Origin of the sequence: Daeguia caeni (genome assembly GCF_042653845.1) — a bacterium.
Classification (GTDB): Bacteria; Pseudomonadota; Alphaproteobacteria; order Rhizobiales; family Rhizobiaceae; genus Brucella; species Brucella caeni.
In genome coordinates this window covers 104669-128708 of the sequence record NZ_JBHSEL010000125.1, presented here as the reverse complement: position 1 = coordinate 128708, position 24040 = coordinate 104669, and the positions used below count along the sequence as shown (strand labels likewise).

Here is a 24040-nt window from a genome sequence, read left to right as displayed (position 1 = left end):
TTCAGACAATCCAACCTGGCGAATGCTTAAACTACTTCGCCAGTGCTGGATATGGTTCCATCAAAAAGTGAAATGCTCTAGAGCAATTCAGCTTTTCCATGAAAATCTGAATTGCTCCAAACGGGAACAGGGCATTTCTCCGGAGCGGCGGGAAATGCCCTGTGGCATTTCCGTAACGTTCTTGCACGATTTTCCTGTTCGTGTTTTAATCTTATGGTTGTATTTGAGTAATAACTCAACAAATGGCTGCATTGTGCGGGGGCACATGGTTGCACGGGTGGGGACGGTTGCCTTTCAGGGCATAGAGGCGGTGCCGGTTGATGTTCAGGTCATGATCTCACCGGGCAAGATGGGCATGTCGATTGTTGGTTTGCCCGACAAGGCTGTGGCAGAAAGCCGGGAGCGGGTGCAGGCGGCACTGCACGCCTCTGGCCTTTCCATGCCAACCAAGCGCGTCACGGTCAATCTGGCCCCGGCTGATCTGCCAAAGGAGGGGTCGCATTATGATCTGCCGATTGCCGTCGCGCTGATGGCGGCCATGGGGGCGATCCCGCTGGATGCGATCCAGTCCTATCTTGTTCTGGGCGAGCTGTCACTGGATGGGTCGATTATGGCGGTGGCGGGTGTCCTGCCTGCCGCAATTGGTGCCAATCGCGAAGAAAAGGGGCTGATCTGTCCCCATGCCTGCGGGCCGGAAGCAGCCTGGGCTGGCGCCAATATCGAAATACTGGCCCCGCGCAGCCTGATTGCATTGGTCAATCATTTCAAGGGAACGCAGGTTCTGACGCCGCCCGAACCGGCCTTGCATGTCTCTGATGACTGCCCCTATGATCTGGCCGATATCAAGGGGCAGGAAACAGCAAAGCGCGCTCTGGAAATCGCTGCGGCCGGCAATCACAATCTGCTTCTGGTTGGTCCGCCCGGCTCTGGCAAATCCATGCTGGCGCAGCGCCTGCCATCCATCCTGCCTCCCCTGTCGCCGCGCGAATTGCTCGATGTTTCGATGATTGCATCGATTGCGGGCGAATTGTCGGGTGGTCGGCTGTCCAATCGCCGTCCTTTTCGGGCACCGCATCATTCTGCCTCCATGGCTGCCATGGTGGGCGGCGGGTTGCGTGCGCGTCCCGGCGAGGTGTCGCTTGCGCATAATGGCGTGCTGTTCCTCGATGAATTGCCGGAATTCTCGCCGCAGGTGCTCGATTCCTTGCGCCAGCCGATAGAGACAGGCGAATGTCTGGTCGCCAGGGTCAATCACCGCACCACCTATCCCGCACGGTTTCAGCTGGTCGGGGCGATGAATCCGTGTCGATGCGGCATGGCCAGTGAGCCGGGCCATACTTGTGCTCGCGGGATCCGTTGCCAGATCGACTATCAGGCGCGGATTTCCGGACCGCTGCTTGACCGCATTGACCTGCGGGTTGATGTGCCGGCTGTCTCGGCCCTTGATCTGATTGAGCCTGGCCAGGCGGAACGCAGCGAAACTGTCGCCAAACGCGTTGCCCATGCCCGCGCCATCCAGTCGGCGCGCTATGCAGCCCTTTGCCTTGATCCGACAATGACCAATGCCAATTGTCCGGCCAGACTGATCGAGCAGGTGGCCGAACCGGATGCGGCTGGCATGAAACTGTTACGTGATGCCAGCGAGCAAATGCGGTTTTCCGCCCGCGCCTATCATCGCATCCTGAAGGTCGCGCGCACGCTGGCCGATCTGGATGGCAGTGAAAAGGTTGGGCGCATTCATCTGGCTGGTGCCATTACCTACCGTATGGGGGCGGATCGTCTGATCGCGGCGGCCTGATCCTGCAACGGGCGTGAACCCTGCCGCCGAAGGGGGGCAAATCAGGCCGCGGCCAGCCGGCTTTTCCGAACAGGCTGGTGAAAGCCAGACCTTGCGGGTTCTTTGTCTGTCTATTTTGCCTGTCTATATGGAAGGGTGGTTTACTTGACCGAACCAACCAGCAGATTGTCCGGTGTTTCGATGGAAACCCAGCGGCCAGAATGATTGACGGCCTGACGCTTCAGATAGGTATAGTCGGTCTCATCCCAGCGCGAAACGGTATCGGTCAGATTGTCGAGGACAAAATCACCACGATCGGTGCGGACGGTCAGCACGGCATGGCCTTCACCGTCTGGCTTGCGTACCACGGTGATCAGCAGATTGCTGATCGGAATGCCGGCATTGCCCAGTTCGCGCTGCTTCAACAGCACATAGTCTTCACAGTCGCCGGCCGTGGTCGGATAAGCCCAGAATTCCTCGACGCCATAAATTTCCATATCGGTCAGCGGATTGATGCTGTCATTCACAAACTGGTTTATTTCGATAATGAGTTGCCAGTTTTCTGGCGTGAGTTTCAGTGGCCGTGTATCGGTGCTGACCACAGAGCAGGCTTCGGCTTCACGCTTGCAGAATTCATAATGGCCAATGGGCTGCGAGGTGATCTTTCCGGTCTGCATGAAGGCGCTGGCATTGGCGTCGCAAGTAAAGCCAGCAAACAGCATCGTTGCTGCAACAGCCATTGCAGCTTTCACTTTCCGGATTGAGTGACCAACGCAAAACATACTCAATACCCTTGAGGCAGATGCCAATTATTAACGAAAAGTTAATGTCGAAAGGGTTGCCGAGTCAATTCGGATCAGGTGGTCGGCCACCAGGTTCTTAACTAATGGTTAATGCGTGTAGGTCAGAGAGGATTCAATCCAGAATGGAAAACCGGCTGTGTTTTTTCACAGCCGGCAAGAAGTGTGATGGATTTGTTCAGGTGGATGACGCGCATGCCTCCCAAAAGTGGAACCCGGTTTTGGGATCAAGGCATGCGCAGAAAAAGTCATGCCTCCCAAAAGTGGGCCTGTTTTGGGATCAAGGCATGCGTAAAAGGCTTCTGCCCGTCAGGCCGGAGTGAAGCAGACCTTTGTATGACCCGCGCCGACGAAGCCGAGACGGCTGGCTGCACCTTTTGAGAGATCGAGCACGCGACCCTTGATGAATGGGCCGCGATCATTGATGCGCACGACCAGCGACTTGCCATTCTTCTGATTGGTGACCTTGATTTTACTGCCCAATGGCAAGGTGCGATGGGCGGCGGTAAGGCCATGCGGGTTCATGCGTTCACCAGAGGCGGTGCGGGAGTTGAGAGCGTACCAGGAGGCGCTACCGCATTGCGCTGCTGAGGCTTCAATTGCCGAGACCGAGATCATGCCGGAGACTGCAAGGGCGAGCATAGCGATACGGGTTTTGAAGGTCATACCAATTCCATGCGTTGTTGACGGGGTGTCTGTGCAGATGTCCTGAACAAGACCCGTGCCAACTGGAATCTAAATATGGCCTCGATGTGGTTCGATTGAGAATATTGTTAGACTTTTCGATATATATCGTGAGCAGAAGGATGTACTGTACTGTATGAAAATTACTTTGATTCTCAAGGTTTTTTGATGAATATTTTGAATATGATGTTTTTGATTGTGTAAAACAGTTTACTGCTTTTTAAGATTCTGCTGTTGCGTGTCTGGAATCGATGCAATCGGAAAGTTGGTTCGGCGCTCAGAACTTTGATGCACGGCGTGCGCGCCTTTCAGACATGCAAAAATTATTTGAAGCTCAAGTTTTGGCGCATGAATCGCAAGTTGTCAAAATGTGCCCATTTTGAGGGTTTTTACCAACCTTTGGTTGAGTGTGCGCCTGAATGGTCATTTTGACAGGGCACCATTCTGCGGATCCCGTTGTGCGGGGCGCCTGAAAAGCCAGCTTTCATCGCCTGCGGCGAGTGTCTATAACTCCAGAGACTGGTTGCTGATTGAACATGCCGATGGAGTAAGGCGCTGAACAAGCCCCGCAAGAGAACCGGAAACGGAAGCCTGCTTGTCCTGTCATCGACAGCGAGGGCGCTTTATTTTTGCCTTGGGGTACTGATGCTCATGCTTGGCATTATCGGCGCTTTTCTGCCGGTCATGCCGACGACGATCTTCATCATTCTGGCTGCCTGGTTTTTTGCGCGTTCATCACCAAGGTTTGAAGCGCGCCTTCTGGCGCATCCGCAATTTGGTCCATTGATCATCAAGTGGCGTGAACGCGGAGCCATACCGCCACGCGCAAAGTTTTACGCCTGTTGCGGCATGGTTCTGGGCTATGGCCTGTTCTGGTGGGGTGCGCATCCGGGTATTTGGCTTGCGATTGCGGTTGCCATCTTCATGCTGGCTTCTGCGCTTTATGTTCTGTCACGGCCAAATGCGTGAAGCAGAAAGGGGCGGCTTTAGCTGCCCCTTTCATGTCGGCATATCTTTGCCTGATCAGGCTTCGTCGCGGCGGCCAATGCTGAGCAGCTGATAGAGAACCAGAGCTGCCAGTGTCGATGTGCCGATGCCGCCAAGCGCGAAGCTGCCGATGTTCAGGGTGAAGTCGCCGCCACCCAGTATCAGGGCAACGCCAACCGTGAACAGGTTGCGCGGATCGGCAAAATTGACCTTGTTTTCGATCCAGATGCGCGCCATCGCAGAGGCAATCAGGCCAAAGACAGCAAGGGCAAGACCGGCCAGCACAGGGGCTGGAATGGTCTGCAGGATCGCGCCGAATTTCGGTGAGAGGCCGAGCAGAATGGCTATAACGGCCGCAATGACAAAAATGAGGGTCGAATAGACCTTGGTCATCGCCATGACACCGATATTTTCGGCATAGGTCGTCACACCCGTGCCGCCGCCAGCACCTGAGATCATGGTTGCCAGACCATCGCCAAGGAAGCCACGGCCGATATAGCGATCCATATTGTAGCCGGTGATCGAGCCAAGCGCCTTGATATGACCGAGATTTTCTGCAACCAGCACAAGGGCGACCGGGGCAATGAGCGTGATTGCCGGCCATGAAAACTCAGGCGCGGTAAAGTTCGGCATACCGAACCATGGTGCGGCGGCGACAGCGGCAAATTCAATGCCCGGAACCAGACCGAGGCCATTGCCGAGGATCAGCACCAGCACATAGCCAAACAGCAGTGCAAGCAGCACGGCGATACGTTTGGTGGCCAGCGGGCCATAGGCCGAAATCAGCGCCATGAACAGAACCGTCAGAAAGGCAATGGTCATGTGCGCGCCGGTGCCCTTGAGCTGGCCGACGGCAACAGGTGCCAGATTAAGGCCGATCGAAACGCCGATCGCGCCGGTAACGGCTGGTGGCATGAGCTTTTCCACCCATCTTGTGCCGATCGCCATGACAACAAGGCCGATCACGGCATAGAGCGCGCCGCAGGCAATGATGCCACCAAGAGCGACAGCAATATTTGCATTGGCGCCGCTGCCTGCATAGCCCGTGGCGGCAATGACCACGGCGATAAAGGCAAAGGACGAGCCAAGATAGCTAGGAACACGGCCACCGGTGATGATGAAGAACAGAAGCGTGCCGACGCCGGAGAAAAAGACGGCAACATTGGGGTCAAAACCCATCAGAAGCGGCGCAACAATGGTCGAGCCGGACATGGCCAGCAAATGCTGGATGCCCATCGCAGCCGCTGGAACGGCAGGAAGGCGTTCATCGGGCATGACGGTACTGTTATTGGTCAGACGCCAATTGGGAAAATAGGACATAGGCCCCTCTCGTTTCAGGTTGTCGCATGGCAATTATCCAGATTTTGTGGGAACAGCTAGTGGCCAGAGTGCATTGTGATTAAAATATCGACCTGAGTTGCGTTGAGACACTGACCGGCGGGAAATTGCCGTGCGCGAACCGACATCAGCCCCGTCATTCATTTTGCCGGCCAGATCATGTCATCCAGCCTTGATACAAAGCTGTTATATTACTGTCACATGACTGTAATATTGAGCAGTTAGAAGACTGGCGACGACAGGGCCGGCACAAGGCCAGCCGACATGGCGTCTTTGTCGGGTCGTCACAGATTTTCAAACAGGAGCATTCGCTCATGAAGATGATGATTTCCACGACTGCAGCATTTGCAATTGCTGCCGTGCTGTCGGCTTCCTCAGCCAGCGCGCGCGAGCAGGTGCAGATTGCCGGTTCTTCGACTGTTCTGCCCTATTCCAAGATTGTGGCCGAGACTTTTGGTGAAATCTATCCCGACTTCAAGACGCCGGTCGTGGAATCCGGGGGCTCAGGTGCTGGGATCAAGGAATTCTGCAAGGGCGTTGGTGAAAACACCATCGATATTGCCAATGCCTCGCGCCCGATGAAGGACAGCGAACTGAAGTCCTGCATCGATGCCGGCGTGAAGGAGGTTCAGGAAGTTCGTTTCGGTTATGACGGCATTGTCTTTGCAACAGACGCCAAGGGGCCGGAATGGAACCTGAAGCCGGAAGATGTGTACAAGGCGCTGGCGGCCCGGCTGGTCATCGATGGCAAGCTGGTTGATAATCCGTATAGACGATGGAGCGAGGTTAACCCTGATCTGCCGGACTGGGAAATTGCCGCCTATATTCCGGGTGAAAAGCACGGCACGCGCGAAGTCTTTGAGGAAAAGGTTCTCGCCGAAGGCTGCCAACACTCCGGCGCACTGGATGAAATCAGGAAGACCGGCCTTGATGACAAGGCAGCCGCAGCAGCCTGCATTGCCGTGCGCAAGGATGGCAAGGCGGTCGATATTGATGGCGACTATAGCGAAACGCTGGCGCGCATTGGTTCGAACAAGACCGGCATTGGTGTTTTTGGCCTCTATTTCTTTGAAAACAATGCCGACAAGCTGCGTGTGGCCACAATCAATGGCGTAACACCATCGGCTGAAACGGTTGCTTCCGGTGAATATTCCGTCTCCCGTCCGCTCTATTTCTATGTCAAGAAGGCGCATCTGGGTGTCGTTCCGGGACTGAAGGAATTCGTCGATTTCTTCCTGTCCGAACAGATGGTGGGACCAGATGGTCCGCTGGCCGATTATGGTCTTGTGCCTGCGCCAGATGCGGAACGTGAGGAACAGCGTGTGAATTTTGCAGAAGGCAGGATTCTGGAAATCAAAAACTGAACTGTTGTGGAATGCGGGGGTATCCAGCCTCCGCATTCTTTTACTTCAGGGTTTGTGCGATAAGACGTGAGGCGCGCACTGCGCGGAGCTTGACCTCCCGTCCACAATGCGCAAATGGTCAAGCCGCAAAGGACAACCGAGGAAATTGAATGTCCTTCTTTTTGGTTCTTGTTAGTGTCGTTGCGATCGGCTTAGTCGGGTTTTTCCTGGGACGCCAGCGCGCCGTCGCCCTGGACAGACACTCTGCCCGCTCTGGTGAAGAAAAGATGCATTCCCGCCCGCATTATCATGGCTGGTGGGTTTTTTCCGTATCCGCCCTTCCGGCGATTGTGTTTCTGGCCATCTGGGCCATCGCTTCTTCAGTCTATATCGAGCACAGTGCAACGAGCCAGTTGCCCGATGCGGTGCAGAGCGAAAATGCCAACAGCCGCAGCCTGCAGCTTGGCATGGTGCGTGGCCTTGCCAAGGGGCTGGAGCGCCTGACGCCAGCCGAGCTGGAAAATTTGCCGGCCAACTATACGGATGTCCGTCAGCTTCTTGCCCGCAAGGGGGTTGCCCTTGCCAGCGAGGGGCAGGACTATATGGTTCCGGTTGCCCTCTATATCAAAAGGGCCACCGGTGTCGCGCGCAATATCGGTGCGGCCATCGCATTGGTCATTGCAGTCGCAGGCGTGATCTTTGGTCTGTCCACGATCAGACGGCGCATGCGCGCGCGCAACAATGTCGAATGCATCATGCTGTGGGGGTTGATTGCCGCCTCTGGCGTTGCCATCCTGACGACGATTGGCATCATCTTCTCCCTGCTGTTCCAGACGATCAGCTTTTTCCAGACGGTTTCTTTTGCGGATTTCTTTTTCGGCACGGTCTGGGATCCGCGTTTTGCCGCGGCAGGGTCTGCCGGTGCGGTTGGCCAGTTCGGACTTCTGCCGCTTCTGGCAGGAACGCTTTACATCGCTTTTGTCGCCATGCTGTTTGCGGTGCCGATCGGCCTGTTCTCGGCCATCTATATGGCCGAATATGCCTCGCCCAAGGTGCGCTCGGTGGTCAAACCGGTGCTGGAATTGCTGGCCGGCATTCCGACCATTGTGTACGGCTTTTTTGCGCTGGTAACGGTCGGCCCTTTCCTGCGCGATCTCAGTGCCGCGATTGCCGGTGGCCACAGCTTCATCATGGCGCAAAGCGTGCTGACTGCAGGTCTGGTCATGGGCGTGATGCTGATCCCGTTTGTCTCGTCGCTGTCTGACGACATCATCACCGCGGTACCGCGTTCCCTGCGTGATGGTTCGCTTGGGCTTGGCGCCACCACATCGGAAACGATCAAGCGCGTTGTTTTGCCTGCGGCCTTGCCGGGCATTGTGGGCGCGCTGCTGATGACGGCCTCGCGTGCCATTGGCGAGACGATGATCGTGGTGCTAGCGGCAGGTGTCGCGGCACGCCTGACCATCAATCCGTTCGAAGCGATGACAACCATTACGGTGAAGATCGTCAATCAGCTGACGGGTGACCTTGAGTTCAACTCGCCGCAGACACTGGTTGCCTTTGCCCTTGGCATCACGCTTTTCGTCCTGACGCTGATCATGAATATCTTTGCGCTCTATATCGTGCGCAAATACCGGGAGCAGTACGAATAATGACCGATACGACCTTCACCTCCGCTGGTCAGGCCGCGCAGCCTGTGCGTCGCGATATCGGTCTGAAGCGCCGTTACGCCGCTGAACGTCGCTTCCGCCTGTACGGAATTGCCGCCATTTCGGTTGGCGTCTTCTTTTTGTGCGCCCTGCTGTGGTCGGTTTTCTCGCAAGGCTACAGCGCCTTCTGGCAGACGACGATCGATCTCGCCGTCAGGATTGACGAAATGGTGATTGATCCGAAAAAGCAGCGCACCACTGATCCGAATGTGCTGATCACCGCCAATTATCCGCAGCTTGTCCGCAATGCACTGGCTGAAAGGCTGGGCGTGGACAAGAACGACCGCATGGCCATGCGTGATCTTGGCCGCTTTTATTCTGATGGCGTGCGCGTCCAGCTGCGCCAGATGGTGATGAATAATCCTGATCTGATCGGCACCACCCAGACCATTCCGGTGCTTGCTGCAGCCAATATCGATTCTGCCTTCAAGGGACAGATTGATCTTTCCGTGCCGGAAGCCAATCGCAAGGTTTCGGATCGCCAGATTGCCTGGATGAAGAAGCTGAAAGATGAAGGCGCAATGTATCAGGCCTTCAACAAGGGCCTGTTCGGCTTTGGTGCTTCCAGCCGCCCGGAAACTTCCGGCCTTGGCGTGGCTCTGGTTGGCTCTTTCTACATGATGCTGATTGTTCTGGTGTTGTCCCTGCCGATTGGCGTGGCCGCCTCGATCTATCTTGAGGAATTTGCCAGGAAGAGCCGGTTTACCGATCTGATCGAGGTCAATATCAACAATCTGGCAGCGGTACCGTCGATTGTCTTTGGTCTGCTTGGCCTTGCCGTCTTCATCAATTTCTTTGGCTTGCCGCGCTCGGCCTCGCTTGTCGGCGGTCTGGTGCTGACATTGATGACGCTGCCCACGATCATCATCGCCACGCGTGCTGCCTTGCGCGCCGTACCACCATCCATTCGCGCTGCCGCACTCGGCCTTGGCGCGTCCAGGACGCAGATGGTCTTCCATCATGTCCTGCCGCTTGCCGCTCCCGGCATTCTGACCGGCACGATCATCGGTCTGGCGCATGCGCTGGGCGAAACGGCGCCGCTGCTGTTGATCGGCATGGTGGCCTTCGTGGCCGATATTCCCGCCACCCCGATGGATCCGGCCACGGCCCTGCCGGTGCAGATCTATATGTGGGCCAATGAAGCAGAACGCGCCTTTGTGGAGCGCACGTCTGGCGCTATCATTGTGCTGCTTCTGTTCCTTGCCGTGATGAACATTAGCGCAATCATTCTGCGTCGCCGCTTTGAGCGCCGCTGGTAGACGGGAGACGAAGCGATGAATCTGATGACTGAACGCTCTCTCGATAAAGCAGCAGGAGATAAAATGACCGACAACGCCCCTGCAATCAAAATGCGTGGTGAGAAGGTTTCCGTATTTTACGGCACAAAGCAGGCACTGTTTGACGTTGATCTGGATGTTCCGGAGCGCATGGTCACGGCGCTCATTGGCCCTTCGGGCTGTGGCAAGTCGACCTTCCTGCGTTCGCTCAACCGCATGAATGACACGATTGAGGGCTGCCGCGTCACGGGGCGGATCACGCTCGATGATGAAGATATTTACGATCCGAAAATCGACGTGGTGGAACTGCGCGCCCGCGTTGGCATGGTGTTCCAGAAACCGAATCCGTTTCCGAAGTCGATCTTTGAAAATGTGGCCTATGGCCCGCGCATTCACGGTCTGGCCAAGTCGAAGGCTGATCTGGAGGAAATCGTCGTCACCAGCCTGCAGAAGGCAAGCCTGTTCGATGAGGTCAAGGATCGTCTGCATGATGCCGGCACCGGCCTGTCGGGCGGCCAGCAGCAGCGCCTTTGCATTGCGCGCGCCATTGCAGTGAGCCCGGAAGTGATTCTCATGGACGAACCCTGTTCGGCGCTTGACCCGATCGCCACCGCCAAGGTGGAAGAGCTGATCGACGAGCTGCGCCAGAACTATACCATCGTCATCGTGACACATTCCATGCAGCAGGCCGCACGTGTTTCACAGCGCACTGCGATGTTCCATCTCGGCCATCTGGTGGAAGTGGGGGATACGGAAATGATCTTCACCGCGCCAACGGAAAAGCGCACCCAGGACTATATCACCGGCCGCTTCGGCTAGAGCAGTTCCAGGAAAAGTGGGAACCGGTTTTCCATCCGGAACTGCGACAAACAAAAGGTTTCCATTCCGTTCATACGAGGTCCAACATGCGGTCCCAACACACTGTTCGTTCATACGACGAGGAACTGAAGTTCCTGGCTCACAAGATTGCTGAAATGGGTGGCCATGCCGAACGTATGGTCGAGCAGTCGGTTGCGGCCATTGTCAATGCCGACAATGCGCTGGCGCAGCGCATCATTTCCGATGACCTGATCCTGGACGCCAGTGAGCGTGAGATCGATGATCGGGCCGTGACTATCATCGCCAAGCGTCAGCCGATGGCGGTGGACTTGCGGGAAATCATTGGTGCGATCCGTATCTCGGCCGATCTCGAACGCGTCGGCGATCTCGGCAAGAACATAGCCAAGCGTGTGGCTGCGGTGTCTGAATCGCGCCAGCCGGTCAAGCTCTATCGCGGTCTGGAGGCGCTGGCGGAACTGGCGCTGGCCCAGCTCAAGGAAGTGCTTGATGCCTATGCCTCACGCTCGATCGAGCAGATCAATGTTGTGCGCGATCGCGATGACGAGATCGACGCAATGTATACCTCGCTGTTCCGCGAGCTCCTGACCTATATGATGGAAGATCCGCGCAATATTTCTGCCTGCACGCATCTTCTTTTCTGCGCCAAGAATATTGAACGCATTGGCGACCATGCGACCAATATTGCCGAAACGGTCTATTATATCGTGACGGGTGCGCAAATGCCGGCTGAACGTCCGAAGGAAGATCTGAGCCACGGTATTGTCGTGGACGAAAGCCGTAAGCCTTAAGGCGATCCGGCGCAATTGAATGCAGTCTGACGGGCAATCATCGCGGTTCGATTGGAACCGCGAGACGGGATTGCTTATCTTGAAACCCCTTCGTGCTGGCCTGCGCCATGCAGCGCATTTGCAGACGAAACGGGCCATGGTGCTAACGGGAAGGATGAAATGTCTCGGATTCCCAGAATTGCTGTCGTTGAAGATGAAGAGGCTTTAAGCGTTTTGCTGCGTTACAATCTTGAGGCCGAGGGTTATCAGGTTGAAACCATCTTGCACGGCGATGAGGCGGAAATTGCCTTGCGGGAAAATGTGCCAGACCTGCTTATTCTCGACTGGATGCTGCCGGGCGTTTCCGGCATCGAGCTTTGCCGTCGTCTGCGCCAGAGGCCGGAAACAGAACGCCTGCCCATCATCATGCTGACGGCACGCGGCGAGGAAAGCGAGCGGGTACGGGGATTAAGTGTTGGGGCGGATGATTATGTCGTCAAGCCCTTCTCGACACCGGAACTCATCGCCCGCGTGAAGGCAATGCTGCGCCGGGCCAATCCAGGCCTGTTGTCCCATGTGCTGAAAGTAGGGGACCTTGTTCTGGATCGCCAGCAGCATCGTGTTTATCGCAATGACATTGAAATACGACTTGGCCCGACGGAATTTCGCCTGCTTGAATATTTCATGATGGCGCCCGGCCGGGTGTTCTCGCGCAGCCAGTTGCTGGATGGCGTGTGGGGGCCGGATATCTATGTTGATGACCGCACGGTTGATGTTCATGTCGGTCGTCTGCGCAAGGCGCTCAATATTGGCTCCGGCGGCGATCCGATCCGCACCGTGCGCGGGGCTGGCTATTCCTTCGGCTGACCGATTCTGGCATTTCATGTTCCGGGGGGCGCTTCCGCAAGGGCGGCGTGCTTTTCATTTGGCCCGATTCGGGATGTACATCCCCATGTTCATGCTCTGATCTCGCCTGTCACACTGTGTTACATCGTGTTGCGCAAAGTTGAAGGATTTGCCTGTGCGGACTGGCAAACCTGGTCATCCTGTGCGGAATGAAGGTGCAAAACCGCTGTAAATGAGAATAGTTGAGGCATTCGGAAAATAAGGCAAGGTTTTGACTGTGCAGAGGAAGAAATGTTTTTCATTAAATCAAGAGCTTATGAAAATTGAATGTAATTGTTAATAATTTATTAATATATTTGAACGGCTTGGCTTTGCTGTTTCCGTTTGAAGGGGCATTTTGATTCTGGCGCATCCGCACCAGGACAGTCGGGCAGAATTTGACGTCTTGCCTTTTTTTGGCCTAAAAATTTACAAACCTTGTCATTGATTATCGATGACCTGAAACATCTTCGTCTAACTGATTGGCTCCTTGTCCGGGCATGTTGCGGCCTGTCTTCAAGCGCCAGCTGGCTGACGACAGGGATCACATTTAAGAGGCAAGACCGTTGACATACGTTGGCAGGTGGAAACTTCCGGTTCTGATGGCCTTGATGCTGGCTCCGCTTGTCGTGACAGGGTGCACGACGACAGGCGTCAAGACCAAAACGCAGAGAGAAGCTTCTGCCAGCCATGTGAAGACGATCAACGGCGTCAAGACCTATACCTACACCCCCAAGGATCGCGAATGCCTTGAGCGCGCGATGTTCTTCGAGTCAAACCGTTCCAGCCCCGATGGGCTTCTGGCTGTTGGCACGGTGGTGATGAACCGTCTGCATTCTGACAAATATCCGGATACGATCTGTGGTGTTGTCGGTCAGAAAAACCAGTTTGCGCCGGGTGTCCTCACCCGCAAGATGGATTCATCGCGCCTTCCTGAAGTGCGCGCGGCAGCCGATGCGATTTTGAAAGGCCAGCGCCATCCGAAGCTGAAGAACGCGATGTTCTTCCATACGGCCGGCCTGAAATTCCCCTATCGCAACATGCACTATGTGCTGGTTGCAGGCGGCAATGCCTTCTATGAAAAGCGCAATCGGGATGGCTCGCTGCAGTCGCCAGTGCCGGATACGCCATATAATCTGGCGCTTGCCTATACGCCGCAGACGCCGGCAACGCCGGAAGGCCCGTCTTATGACGTGACCACGCATGCGGCCGACACGGCACCTGAAGCAAATGTTCAGCTCGCCATGGCAGAGAGCGCAACGCCTGCCGCGGCAACCGCTGCAAACACGGCAATTGCGGCGCAGCCGCAGGCAGCAGCACAGCCACCTGCTATCGCTCCTGTCCAGCAGCAGGCGCAGACAGCACCGCAGCCGAATACGCTCAATGCGCAGCAGATCGCGCTGGCATATCACCAGGCGGCGCATGATCGCCATGCGCTCACCCAGACGGCTTCCCTTGGTTTCGTGAACGAGCAGCAGGCCGATGCTGTTGGCGCTTTCCTGCTGCAGCAGGATCGGCCTGAATAATCTGCCGGACCTTTGCCTTTCAGTAATGATGTATGGCTGTATGATGGGCCATGTACAGCCTTCGCACATGGGCGCCTGCAAAAGCGGTTCCCACCCATGGGATACATGATCTAGACTGCCGCAGTTTTTCTTCCCAGGTGATTCTTCCAGGAGAGTGCAGTCAGATGTCCAGTGATAAGCCAGTCATTGATCCCGTGAAACTTGATCGTTTGGCGGAGGTTGCAGTTCGTGTCGGCCTGCAGCTGAAGGAAGGGCAGGATCTGGTCGTGACCGCGCCGGTTGTGGCGCTGCCTTTGGTGCGGCTTATTGCCAAACATGCCTATAAGGCGGGTGCTGGTCTGGTGACGCCATTTTTCGCCGATGATCAGATTGCGCTGGCGCGGTTTGAGAATGCGCCTGATGCAAGCTTTGATCGAGCAGCAAGCTGGCTCTATGAAGGCATGGCCAAGGCCTATAGCGAAGGGGCGGCACGGCTTGCCATTGCGGCCGACAATCCGATGCTGCTTTCCAGCCAGGATCCGGCCAAGGTTGCGCGCGCCAACCGCGCCAATTCAAAGGCCTATCAGCCGGCTCTGGAAAAGATCGCGGGCTTTGACATCAACTGGAACATTGTTTCCTATCCAAACCCGGACTGGGCAGCACTTGTCTTTCCGGGTGAGCCGGCCGATGTCGCCACGCATAAGCTGGCAGAAGCCATCTTTGCCGCATCGCGCGTTGATACGGATGATCCGATCACGGCTTGGGCGCAGCATAATGCAGCCCTGCGTACCCGCACCCAATATCTCAATGGCAAGGCGTTCAAGGCCTTGCATTTCAAGGGGCCGGGAACGGATCTGACGGTGGGTCTGGCCGATGGGCATGAATGGCATGGCGGCGCATCGACGGCCAAGAACGGCATTATCTGCAATCCGAATATTCCGACCGAGGAAGTCTTCACCACGCCACATGCCCTGCGCGTGGAAGGTCATGTGTCGAGCACCAAGCCGCTATCGCATCAGGGTACGCTGATTGACAATATTGCGGTGCGCTTTGAAGGCGGCCGCATTGTTGAAGCCAGAGCCAGCCGAGGCGAAGAAGTGCTGAACAAGGTGCTCGATACGGATGAAGGTGCGCGTAGGCTGGGTGAAGTGGCACTCGTGCCGCATTCCTCGCCGATCTCGCAGAGCGGCCTTCTGTTCTACAACACGCTGTTTGACGAAAATGCCGCCAGCCACATTGCGCTTGGCCAGTGCTATTCGAAATGCTTTGTCAATGGTGCATCGCTTTCGCCAGAACAGATTGCAGCACAGGGCGGCAATTCCAGCCTTATCCATATCGACTGGATGATCGGTTCGGATCAGATCGACGTGGATGGCATCCATGCCGATGGTCGTCGCGAACCGGTCATGCGTGGCGGAGAATGGGCCAATTGAGCCAGACTTGCCAATGGGCAGGTCGATTTGCCGCCTGCCCATACTTGCCGCCACGCCATTTCTGCTCTAGGCGGGAATTATGAAGATACTCGCCATTGATACCGCCGCCTCGATTTGTGCTGTTGCCATCTATGACACAGACAGCGCAGCGGTTCTTGCCGCCATCAGCGAGGATATCGGCAAGGGACATGCCGAAGTGCTGATGGATTTCATAGCGCGCGCGCTGGTCGAGGCAGATCTGGACATGGACGGCATTGATCGCATCGCGGTCAATATCGGCCCCGGTTCCTTTACCGGGGTGCGCATTGGTGTTTCGGCTGCACGCGGCTTTGCCTTGGCGCTGGACAGGCCGGCTATCGGCATCAGCGCCTTTGCGGCAATTGCCGCAGAAACAGGGTCTGCTTTTGCAGGTCGTCCGGTTCTGGTGCTGCTGGATGCCCATCGCGGCGAGATCTATGCCCAGTCTTTCGATGCTGCGGGCAAGGCGCTCACAAGGCCATTGGTTCTCACCCATGATGAAGCCGTGGCGCTTTGTGCCGCACAGGATGAGACGACGGTGCTGGCCGGTTCGGCTGCCGCCGCCATCAATGCAGCCCTGGAAAACAGGTTTGCGCTGGGTGAAGCGAAGGCAACCGGGGCGATTGCCACTTATGCGTGGCTTGCTGCGGACATTGCGCCGGACGAAGCGCCAAAACCGCTTTACATGCGAGGGCCCGATGCCAAGCCGCAGGTGGGATTTGCCTTGCCGCGTCAACAGGGCGGGGAATGAGGCGATGATCGGCTTGCCGTTTGGATGTTTCGGGCGCCGCGAAATAGTCGTTGAGCCGCTTCGCTCGGAAGACAGTCAAACGATCCAGAAAATCCACGCCAATTGTTTTCTGCATGGCTGGAGTTCGGATGAGTTTCGTTCGCTGATTGCACAAGATTCAGTATTTGGCTTCATCGCCCGGCCTGAGGGCAAGCCGGCTGGGGCAAGCGGCTTTGTGCTGGCACGGCTGGTGGCGGGCGAGGCGGAAATCCTCACCATTGCGGTCGCGCCTTCGGCACAGCGCCAGGGCGTTGGCCGAGCCTTGATGGATGCCGTATTGCGTTATCTTCATCAGGAACGCGCCGAGACATTGTTTCTTGAAGTGGATGAGGCCAATATTGCCGCGCAGGCGCTTTATCGGCGGATGGGTTTCAGGAAGGTCGGTGATCGCCCAGCCTATTATCAGACTGAAAATGGCCGCTCTGCCGCTTTGATCCTGCGACGTGATTTGGTGAGCCAGACATGATTGGGATTGTGCGCATTATTGTGGTTGTTGCGGCGCTGGTGGCGCTCAGCCTGTCGCTTATCCCTGTGCAATATGTGTTCCTGAAGCTGGAACGTGGCTGGAAACGCAGCCTGCCCAATTTTTTCCATCGAATTGTCGCGCGCCTGCTTGGTTTCCGCATCAGGATTGTTGGCGAAATGCAGGAAGGCAGGCCTCTGCTTCTGGTTTCCAACCATGTGTCATGGAGCGATATAGTCATCCTGTCGGCAGCAGGAAAAGTGTCCTTCATCGCCAAGTCGGAAGTGCGCAACTGGCCGGTCTTTGGCATGTTTGCCGTGTTGCAGCGCACGGTTTTTGTTGAGCGGGAACGGCGTGGCAAGACTGGCGAACAGGCTTCGGAAATCGCCCGCCGCCTGGCGGAAGGTGATGCCATGGTGCTGTTTCCGGAAGGCACGACCTCGGACGGCAACCGTGTCCTGCCATTCAAGACAGCTCTCTTCGGTGCAGCCCATGCGGCCATCCGGGAAATGGACCTCAAGGAAGTGATCGTTCAGCCGGTCGCCATTGCCTATACGGGTGTGCATGGCATGCCGATGGGGCGTTATTTCCGACCGATTGCGTCCTGGCCGGGCGATGTCGAGCTGATGCCGCATTTGAAAGGTGTGTTGCGCGAGGGCGCGATTGATGTCGAAATCCGCTTTGGCGAGCCGGTCATTGTCACGGCAGGGACGGATCGCAAACAGCTTGCCCGCACCATGGAAAACCGTGTACGCGATCTTTTGCAGAGCGCGCTTCTGGGACGTGAGATCAAAAGCGAGACCGATGAGGCGGCTTCAGCAAGCCGATAATGGTTTGCAGCTTCCCTTGCCGCGCGAAAAACGCTAGATAGCCCCGCATGAGCGAGAAATTGACCAGTATTGAACCCGATCCGGCACCGCAGACAGGCATGCGCAAGGTCTTTGTGAAGACCTATGGCTGCCAGATGAATGTCTATGACAGCCAGCGCATGGCCGACAGCCTTGCCGCGGAAGGCTATGTTGCGACCGACACGCCGGAAGATGCCGATCTGGTTCTGCTGAACACTTGCCATATTCGCGAAAAGGCTTCGGAAAAGCTGTTTTCCGCGCTTGGCCGTCTGCGCAAGATGAAAGACATGCGCGCTGCCGAAGGCAAGGAAATGACCATCGGTGTTGCCGGTTGCGTGGCGCAGGCCGAAGGCGAGGAAATCATCCGCCGTGCGCCGACGGTTGATCTGGTCATTGGTCCGCAGACCTATCATCGCCTGCCTGAGGCTCTGGCACGTGTGCGTGGCGGTGAAAAGGTGGTCGAAACCGAATATGCCATTGAGGACAAGTTCGAACACCTGCCCGCGCCAAGGCGCGAAGTCACGCGCAGGCGCGGCGTGTCAGCCTTTCTGACTGTGCAGGAAGGCTGTGACAAGTTCTGCACCTTCTGCGTCGTGCCCTATACGCGTGGTGCGGAAGTCTCACGGCCCGTTGCACAGATCGTGGCAGAAGCAGAACGTCTGGCCGAAGGCGGCGTGCGTGAGCTGACCCTGCTTGGCCAGAACGTCAATGCATGGCATGGTACTGGCGATGACGGGCGCGAATGGGGCCTTGGCGAGTTGTTGTTCCGTTTGGCGCGCATTCCGGGCATTGCCCGCCTGCGCTACACGACCAGCCATCCGCGTGACATGGATGATGCGCTGATTGCCGCCCATCGTGACCTGCCCATGCTGATGCCCTATCTGCATCTGCCGGTACAGTCGGGCTCTGACCGTATCCTCAAGGCAATGAACCGCCGTCACAAGGCGGAAGAATATCTGCGGCTCATTGATCGCATCCGTGAGGCACGTCCGGATATGGCGTTGTCGGGCGACTTTATCGTCGGTTTTCCCGGCGAGACGGATCAGGATTTTGAAGACACGATGGAGTTGGTGCGCCGGGTCAATTATGCGCAGGCCTATTCATTCAAATATTCGCCGCGCCCCGGCACGCCGGGGGCGGATCTGCCAAACCATGTGGATGAAGCAGTAAAGGATGAACGTCTGCAGCGTCTGCAGGCGCTTCTGTCCAGCCAGCAATATGCGTTCCAGGATTCGCTGGTCGGCGTTGAAACGGATGTGCTGCTGGAAAAGCCCGGCCGTTTTGCGGGACAGATCGTGGGACGCTCGCCCTGGCTTTTGCCTGTCATTATTGACGGTAACACGGATCAGATCGGTGATATTATTCATGTGAAAATTACCGCCACTGGCACCAACAGCCTTATTGCGCAAAAGCTGACCTGAAGGCATGATGGTTGCGAGGCGTAAAGTCGGGTGCTCACGTATCGGGTCGTTCAGCACGGGCTGGCCGGGAATGCGTTGATCACGGACTGCGTGAAGAATAGGAGATCCGGTTGAGCGCTACGGAAAAGCTGAAGCCTGCCAAGCCAACCACTCAAACGCAAACAAACATGCCTAAAAGCCCGCCTGCTGGGGCCTCGGACATGGCCCATATCGTGCTGACCTTCGACAATAACCGTCTTGCCAGCGCGCTTTATGGGCAGTTCGATGAAAACCTGGCGCGTATCGAACAGAAACTCGGTATTGATGTGCGCTCCAAGGGCAATCAATTGTCGATCCGGGGTGAGACGGTCGCCACTGAACAGGCTCGCCGCGCCATCGATTATCTTTATGAATCGCTGCAAAAGGGGCATGACGTGACGGCTTCGGATGTGGATGGCGCGTTGCGCATGGCAATTGCCGCTGATGACCAGCTTTCGCTGCCAACCATGGAAACCAGAGGCAAGATGTCGGCAGCACAGATTTCGACACGCAAGAAGACCATCTTTGCCCGCACGCCGACGCAGGATGCCTATATGCGGGCGCTGGATCGCTCGGAGCTGGTGTTTGGCGTCGGGCCTGCTGGAACGGGTAAGACCTATCTGGCGGTTGCCCATGCGGCCATGCTGCTTGAGCGCGGACTGGTGGAGCGCATCATCCTGTCGCGTCCGGCCGTGGAAGCGGGTGAACGTCTGGGTTTTCTGCCGGGCGACATGAAGGAAAAGGTCGATCCCTATCTGCGCCCGCTTTATGACGCGCTTTATGATATGATGCCGGCGGAAAAGGTTGAGCGCGCCATTACGGCAGGCGTCATTGAAATCGCACCGCTTGCCTTCATGCGCGGACGCACATTGGCGCATTCGGCTGTCATTCTTGACGAGGCGCAGAACACGACATCCATGCAGATGAAGATGTTCCTCACTCGTCTTGGTGAAGGCTCGCGCATGATCGTGACCGGCGACCCAAGCCAGATCGACCTGCCGGCAGGGCAGAAATCCGGTCTGGTTGAGGCCTTGCGGGTGCTGGATGACGTCGAGGGAGTGATCAAGGTGCGTTTCACCGAGCAGGATGTGGTGCGCCATCCGCTGGTCGCAGCCATTGTCAATGCCTATGACCGTGATGCCAAGAATCACAGCCGCTCCTGACCGGCAGGATTGCCGGTCTTGCAATCTTGAGCCGGAACGACAATTTATAGGGTAATTGTCCGCGTCAGCGGATGCTCTTTGTTAACTGAAAGGACAAGGTGGCTCCATTGAGGTGCTACCGTAAAACGTGTCAGAAAACGCGATTCATATCGATCTATTGATTGAGGCCGGTCATTGGCCCAATGAAACGACCCTTGAAGAACTCGTGCGCAATGCGGTCAATGCGGCGTGGACGACACTCGGCCTGAAACCCGCACAGAGCGAACTGAGCGTGGTTTTCACTGATGACGCTTCCATTCAGGCGCTCAATGCCGAATGGCGCGGCAAGAACAAGCCGACCAATGTTCTGTCATTTCCTGCTTTCCCGGTGAAGGCAGGCGAACAGCCTGGCCCGATGCTGGGCGATATCGTGCTGGCCTTTGAAACGGTCGAGCGCGAGGCAGGTGAAGAAGGCAAGCCTTTCGCCAATCATCTGACACATCTTATCGTACATGGCTTTCTTCATCTTCTTGGTTACGACCACGAAAATGACGAAGAGGCTGAGGTTATGGAAGGCCGTGAGCGGGAAATCCTTCATGCGCTTGCCATACCAGACCCCTATGCTGTATCCGATCTGAATTTGACAACGATTGACCATGGCTGATTCAAACGCGCAAAATACACCCGCCGGCGGCAAGCGTGGTGAGACTTCACAGGCTTCAGAACCGGAAGGGCAAAGTACGCTGCGACCACAGGGGGTCGAGAAGCGCTCCCTGCTATCGAATATTTTCCCGTTCATGCGTTCGCGCCATGCAACCTCGCTGCGCGAAAATCTTGCCGATGCCCTTTCCAGCACGGCGGATACGTCGGATTCAGCCTTTACGCCTGAAGAAAAGGCGATGCTGAACAATATTCTGCGCCTGCGTGAAATCCGCGTCGAAGATGTGATGATTCCGCGCGCGGATATTGAGGCGCTGGAAATCTCCACCCCCTTGTGGGAAGCGCTGGAACTGTTTGAAAAGTCGGGCCGCTCGCGTATGCCGGTCTATGCGGAAACGCTGGATGATCCGCGCGGCATGATCCATATCCGCGATGTGTTGAATTACATTACGCGCCAGGCCCGCCGCACTTCAGATCAGACGCAATCCGGCGAAGCCGTGCCGAGCGAAAGTGCGGCCGATTTTGATATGGGCCGCATTGATCTCAACAAGACGATCGGCGAGCTTGGGCTGATGCGCAAGGTCCTCTTCGTTCCGCCATCGATGATGGCAAGCGGACTGATGGCGCGCATGCAGGCCGCCCATATACAGATGGCGCTGGTCATTGACGAATATGGCGGCACGGACGGCCTTGTCTCGTTGGAGGACATCGTCGAAATGGTTGTCGGTGATATTGAGGATGAGCATGATGATGAAGAAATCATGATCTCCGAGGAAACCGACGGCAGCTACGTGGCCGATGCACGTGCGGATCTGGAAGAACTGGCTGGAAAGATCGGCCCGTCTTTCCAGGCTGGCGAGCATGGGGAAGATGTCGACACCATTGGCGGCCTGATCATCTCGGTTCTTGGCCGCATTCCGGCGCGCGGCGAAGTGGTGGAGGCCGTTCCGGGCTTTGAATTCGAGGTGCTGGAGGTCGACAAACGGCGCGTGCGCAAGGTGCGCATTGTCCCGCTCGCATCGGCCGAACGCGGTGCAATGCCCGCATTTGGCGACCGTTCAGTTGTCGATGAACCGGGCGCGACCGATGCATCTGATCGTGACAAAGCTTCCTGATGCTGACGAGGCTGGCAGGCAGAATAGCCAGGTTGCGCGGATGGCGATCCAGGCTGGTCGCCTTCCTTGCAGGGGCCATTCTGGCGCTGGCACAGCCGCCTTATGATTTTCTCCTGATCGGTTTTGTTGCCTTTCCGCTTCTGGTCTGGCTGCTTGACGGGGCCGAGGCTGAAGGCGGTTTTCTGCCTCGCTTGCTGCCTTCGGCCATGATTGGCTGGTGGTTCGGCTTTGGCTATTTCGTCAGCGGCCTGTGGTGGATCGGACAGGCATTGCTGGTCGATGCCGAGGAGTTTGCCTGGGCATTACCGCTTGCCGTGCTTGGGCTGCCGGCCTTTCTGGCGTTCTTTTATGCTTTTGCGACAGCCATTGCCCGGCTTCTATGGTCGGAAGGACTCGGCCGTATTTTCGCGCTTGCCTTTGGTTTTGCCCTGGCTGAGTGGCTGCGCAGCTTCCTGTTTACCGGATTTCCATGGAATGCGCTGGGCTATGCGCTGGCGCCAACGCCGATGCTCATGCAGTCCATCGCCGTCATTGGCTTTGTCGGACTGACCGGGCTTGGCGTCCTGATCTTTTCTGCGCCGGCCCTGTTGACTGGCGGGCGCGGTAGCAGGGCAGGGCTGGCGCTTGCCAGTGTGCTGCTGCTTGCCCATATCGGCTATGGAAAATGGGTTCTTTCGCATGCGCCGGCAATCAATGCCGCAAGCGATGGGCCGGTCATCCGTATCGTTCAGCCATCGATCGAGCAGAGCCTCAAATGGGACAATCAGGCACGCCGCGCCATTTTCGACAGGCTGATCACGCTCACCGAGACCCCGCCTGCACCGGGCATGCCGCGGCCCGACATTGTGGTCTGGCCGGAAACATCGGTGCCCTATATCCTGACCTCAACCCCTGAAGCGCTTGAACGGATTGGAGCTGCCCTGCAGCCAGGGCAGGTTCTGCTGGCTGGAGCCGTGCGCGAAGAACGCAGAGCAGGCGATGATCAGCCGCGCTATTTCAATTCCATCACGGTCATCGATGATGCAGGGCGTATCGTCGATTCAGCCGACAAGCTACATCTTGTTCCCTTTGGCGAATATCTGCCTTTTGAACGATTGTTGCGCGCGATCGGGCTGCAGGAGGTCGTGGAAATGCCAGGCGGCTTCACCGCCGCCGCAGCGCGCAGGAGCATGACTGTCGGCAACAATATCACGGTCCTGCCCCTGATTTGTTACGAGGTCATTTTTCCCGACGAACTTGGCTATTCAGGGGCGCCGGTTCAGTCTATAGTTAATATTACTAATGATGCATGGTACGGTGATACACCAGGCCCCTATCAACATTTCCGGCAGGCGCAGTTGCGCGCGGTTGAACAGGGCTTGCCCGTCATCCGTGTCGCCAATAATGGGCTGTCGGCTGTGATAGATCCTTTTGGACGAATCAGTGCAGGGCTTTTGCTGAATGACGTAGCCGTAAAAGACACTTTTTTGCCAAGGCAAGTTGCTCCATTTTGGGGCAGTGCGCCGAATGACAACCAGGTTGTTATAACACTTTTTCTGCTACTGGTTATTTCAGTGGCTTTCAGAAAGGTATTCGGCGGGCCTGTCCGTTGACATGGCGTTTTTGTTAAGCTGATATACTATTTTAGTGGTGGCTGTCTGGGTAAGAAACCGCTCAAAGCCCCATAATTGAGGGAATATCGTTGTACAGTTGCTCAGTGGTGTCCGAAAACTGGCAATTGCAAGGAATGGCAGTTTTATGATTGAGAATAAAAAGAAGCCCAACCCTATCGACGTGCATGTCGGAAGCCGCATCCGTCTACGGCGTAATATGCTCGGTCTCAGTCAGGAAAAGCTGGGTGAAAATCTCGGCATTACATTTCAGCAGATTCAAAAATATGAAAAAGGCACCAATCGCGTTGGTGCAAGCCGTCTGCAGGCAATTTCTTCCATTCTCGCTGTTCCGGTTTCCTATTTTTTCGAAGATGCACCGGTTGGTACTGAGACTGCTGTAAACAATGGCTTTGCCGAAGAGAATGATACGGCTTATGTCGTCGATTTTCTGAATACCAATGAAGGCGTGCAGCTGACACGTGCCTTCACCAAGATTTCGGATCCTAAGGTTCGCCGCAAGATCATCGATCTGGTCAAGTCGCTTTCGGCGGAAGCCGATAACGGGTAATCAGGCATGATATTTTCTGTTCTGGCCGGGACAGAATACGATTATGCGTTGACGTTGCAA

General features: G+C 56.3%; 21 protein-coding genes and 1 pseudogene. 19 read left to right on the top strand and 3 right to left on the bottom strand.

Going from position 1 to position 24040, the window contains the following annotated elements; translation table 11 throughout:
- Nucleotides 1-265 precede the first annotated feature (265 nt).
- A complete protein-coding gene (locus ACFO1V_RS14810) occupies nt 266-1798 on the top strand; it encodes a YifB family Mg chelatase-like AAA ATPase (protein ID WP_374830813.1) in 1533 nt (510 codons plus the stop codon).
- A 140-nt stretch (nt 1799-1938) separates the two neighbouring features.
- Here the strand turns inward: ACFO1V_RS14810 and ACFO1V_RS14805 are convergent, their stop codons facing one another.
- Both ACFO1V_RS14805 and ACFO1V_RS14800 read right to left on the bottom strand, forming a co-directional pair.
- On the bottom strand, nt 1939-2559 hold the full coding sequence (locus tag ACFO1V_RS14805; protein WP_374830815.1) for a transglutaminase-like cysteine peptidase: 621 nt from the start codon (nt 2557-2559) through the stop codon (nt 1939-1941).
- A gap of 327 nt (nt 2560-2886) precedes the next feature.
- Nucleotides 2887-3243, bottom strand: coding sequence for a septal ring lytic transglycosylase RlpA family protein (locus tag ACFO1V_RS14800; protein WP_374830817.1), 357 nt, complete (start codon nt 3241-3243; stop codon nt 2887-2889).
- A 573-nt stretch (nt 3244-3816) separates the two neighbouring features.
- Between ACFO1V_RS14800 and ACFO1V_RS14795 the strand changes: the two genes are divergently transcribed.
- The gene (locus ACFO1V_RS14795) at nt 3817-4230 is read left to right on the top strand and encodes a YbaN family protein (protein WP_374831032.1); all 414 of its coding nucleotides are present in this window, start codon (nt 3817-3819) and stop codon (nt 4228-4230) included.
- A gap of 54 nt (nt 4231-4284) precedes the next feature.
- Here the strand turns inward: ACFO1V_RS14795 and ACFO1V_RS14790 are convergent, their stop codons facing one another.
- The gene (locus ACFO1V_RS14790; RefSeq protein WP_374830819.1) at nt 4285-5568 is read right to left on the bottom strand and encodes a solute carrier family 23 protein; all 1284 of its coding nucleotides are present in this window, start codon (nt 5566-5568) and stop codon (nt 4285-4287) included.
- Between the two features lie 332 nt (nt 5569-5900).
- On the opposite strand from ACFO1V_RS14790, the gene ACFO1V_RS14785 reads away from it, so the two are divergent.
- The 17 genes and pseudogenes from ACFO1V_RS14785 (at nt 5901) to ACFO1V_RS14705 (ending at nt 23980) form a co-directional block, all read left to right on the top strand.
- Nucleotides 5901-6950 carry a PstS family phosphate ABC transporter substrate-binding protein gene (locus ACFO1V_RS14785; protein WP_374830821.1) on the top strand — a complete coding sequence of 350 codons (1050 nt, stop codon included), beginning with the start codon at nt 5901-5903 and terminating at the stop codon, nt 6948-6950.
- Nucleotides 6951-7099: 149 nt separating this feature from the next.
- A complete protein-coding gene (pstC, locus tag ACFO1V_RS14780) occupies nt 7100-8581 on the top strand; it encodes a phosphate ABC transporter permease subunit PstC (RefSeq protein ID WP_374830823.1) in 1482 nt (493 codons plus the stop codon).
- Nucleotides 8581-9897 (top strand): phosphate ABC transporter permease PstA, encoded by a 1317-nt coding sequence (gene pstA / locus ACFO1V_RS14775; protein WP_374830825.1) that lies wholly within the window; start codon nt 8581-8583, stop codon nt 9895-9897. Before pstC ends, pstA begins: the two co-directional genes overlap by 1 nt.
- Nucleotides 9898-9912: 15 nt before the next feature.
- A complete protein-coding gene (pstB, locus tag ACFO1V_RS14770; protein WP_374830827.1) occupies nt 9913-10734 on the top strand; it encodes a phosphate ABC transporter ATP-binding protein PstB in 822 nt (273 codons plus the stop codon).
- 86 nt (nt 10735-10820) lie between these two features.
- Entirely contained in the window at nt 10821-11543 is a 723-nt protein-coding gene (gene phoU / locus ACFO1V_RS14765) for a phosphate signaling complex protein PhoU (RefSeq protein ID WP_374830829.1), read from the top strand.
- Between the two features lie 159 nt (nt 11544-11702).
- Nucleotides 11703-12389, top strand: a complete 687-nt coding sequence (gene phoB, locus ACFO1V_RS14760; RefSeq protein WP_374830831.1) for a phosphate regulon transcriptional regulator PhoB — start codon at nt 11703-11705, stop codon at nt 12387-12389.
- A gap of 620 nt (nt 12390-13009) precedes the next feature.
- A complete protein-coding gene (locus ACFO1V_RS14755; protein ID WP_374831034.1) occupies nt 13010-13933 on the top strand; it encodes a cell wall hydrolase in 924 nt (307 codons plus the stop codon).
- A gap of 164 nt (nt 13934-14097) precedes the next feature.
- Nucleotides 14098-15345, top strand: coding sequence for an aminopeptidase (locus tag ACFO1V_RS14750; protein ID WP_374830833.1), 1248 nt, complete (start codon nt 14098-14100; stop codon nt 15343-15345).
- 79 nt (nt 15346-15424) lie between these two features.
- Nucleotides 15425-16114 carry a tRNA (adenosine(37)-N6)-threonylcarbamoyltransferase complex dimerization subunit type 1 TsaB gene (tsaB, locus tag ACFO1V_RS14745; RefSeq protein WP_374830835.1) on the top strand — a complete coding sequence of 230 codons (690 nt, stop codon included), beginning with the start codon at nt 15425-15427 and terminating at the stop codon, nt 16112-16114.
- 4 nt (nt 16115-16118) lie between these two features.
- Nucleotides 16119-16619: a ribosomal protein S18-alanine N-acetyltransferase gene (gene rimI / locus ACFO1V_RS14740; RefSeq protein ID WP_374830837.1), complete on the top strand. Its 501-nt coding sequence runs from the start codon at nt 16119-16121 to the stop codon at nt 16617-16619.
- On the top strand, nt 16616-17446 hold the full coding sequence (olsA, locus tag ACFO1V_RS14735; RefSeq protein WP_374830839.1) for a lyso-ornithine lipid O-acyltransferase: 831 nt from the start codon (nt 16616-16618) through the stop codon (nt 17444-17446). The genes rimI and olsA overlap by 4 nt, the downstream gene beginning before the upstream one ends.
- Before the next feature lie 47 nt (nt 17447-17493).
- Nucleotides 17494-18885, top strand: coding sequence for a tRNA (N6-isopentenyl adenosine(37)-C2)-methylthiotransferase MiaB (gene miaB, locus ACFO1V_RS14730; RefSeq protein ID WP_374830841.1), 1392 nt, complete (start codon nt 17494-17496; stop codon nt 18883-18885).
- Between the two features lie 110 nt (nt 18886-18995).
- Entirely contained in the window at nt 18996-20066 is a 1071-nt protein-coding gene (locus tag ACFO1V_RS14725) for a PhoH family protein (protein WP_374830843.1), read from the top strand.
- A gap of 127 nt (nt 20067-20193) precedes the next feature.
- The gene (ybeY, locus tag ACFO1V_RS14720; protein WP_374830845.1) at nt 20194-20709 is read left to right on the top strand and encodes an rRNA maturation RNase YbeY; all 516 of its coding nucleotides are present in this window, start codon (nt 20194-20196) and stop codon (nt 20707-20709) included.
- A pseudogene (locus ACFO1V_RS14715) lies at nt 20702-21736 on the top strand (hemolysin family protein); the annotation flags it as partial. The gene ybeY and the pseudogene ACFO1V_RS14715, both read left to right, overlap by 8 nt.
- 83 nt (nt 21737-21819) lie before the next feature.
- Nucleotides 21820-23412: an apolipoprotein N-acyltransferase gene (lnt, locus tag ACFO1V_RS14710; protein ID WP_374830847.1), complete on the top strand. Its 1593-nt coding sequence runs from the start codon at nt 21820-21822 to the stop codon at nt 23410-23412.
- 145 nt (nt 23413-23557) lie between these two features.
- A complete protein-coding gene (locus tag ACFO1V_RS14705; protein ID WP_374830849.1) occupies nt 23558-23980 on the top strand; it encodes a helix-turn-helix domain-containing protein in 423 nt (140 codons plus the stop codon).
- Nucleotides 23981-24040: the final 60 nt, after the last annotated feature.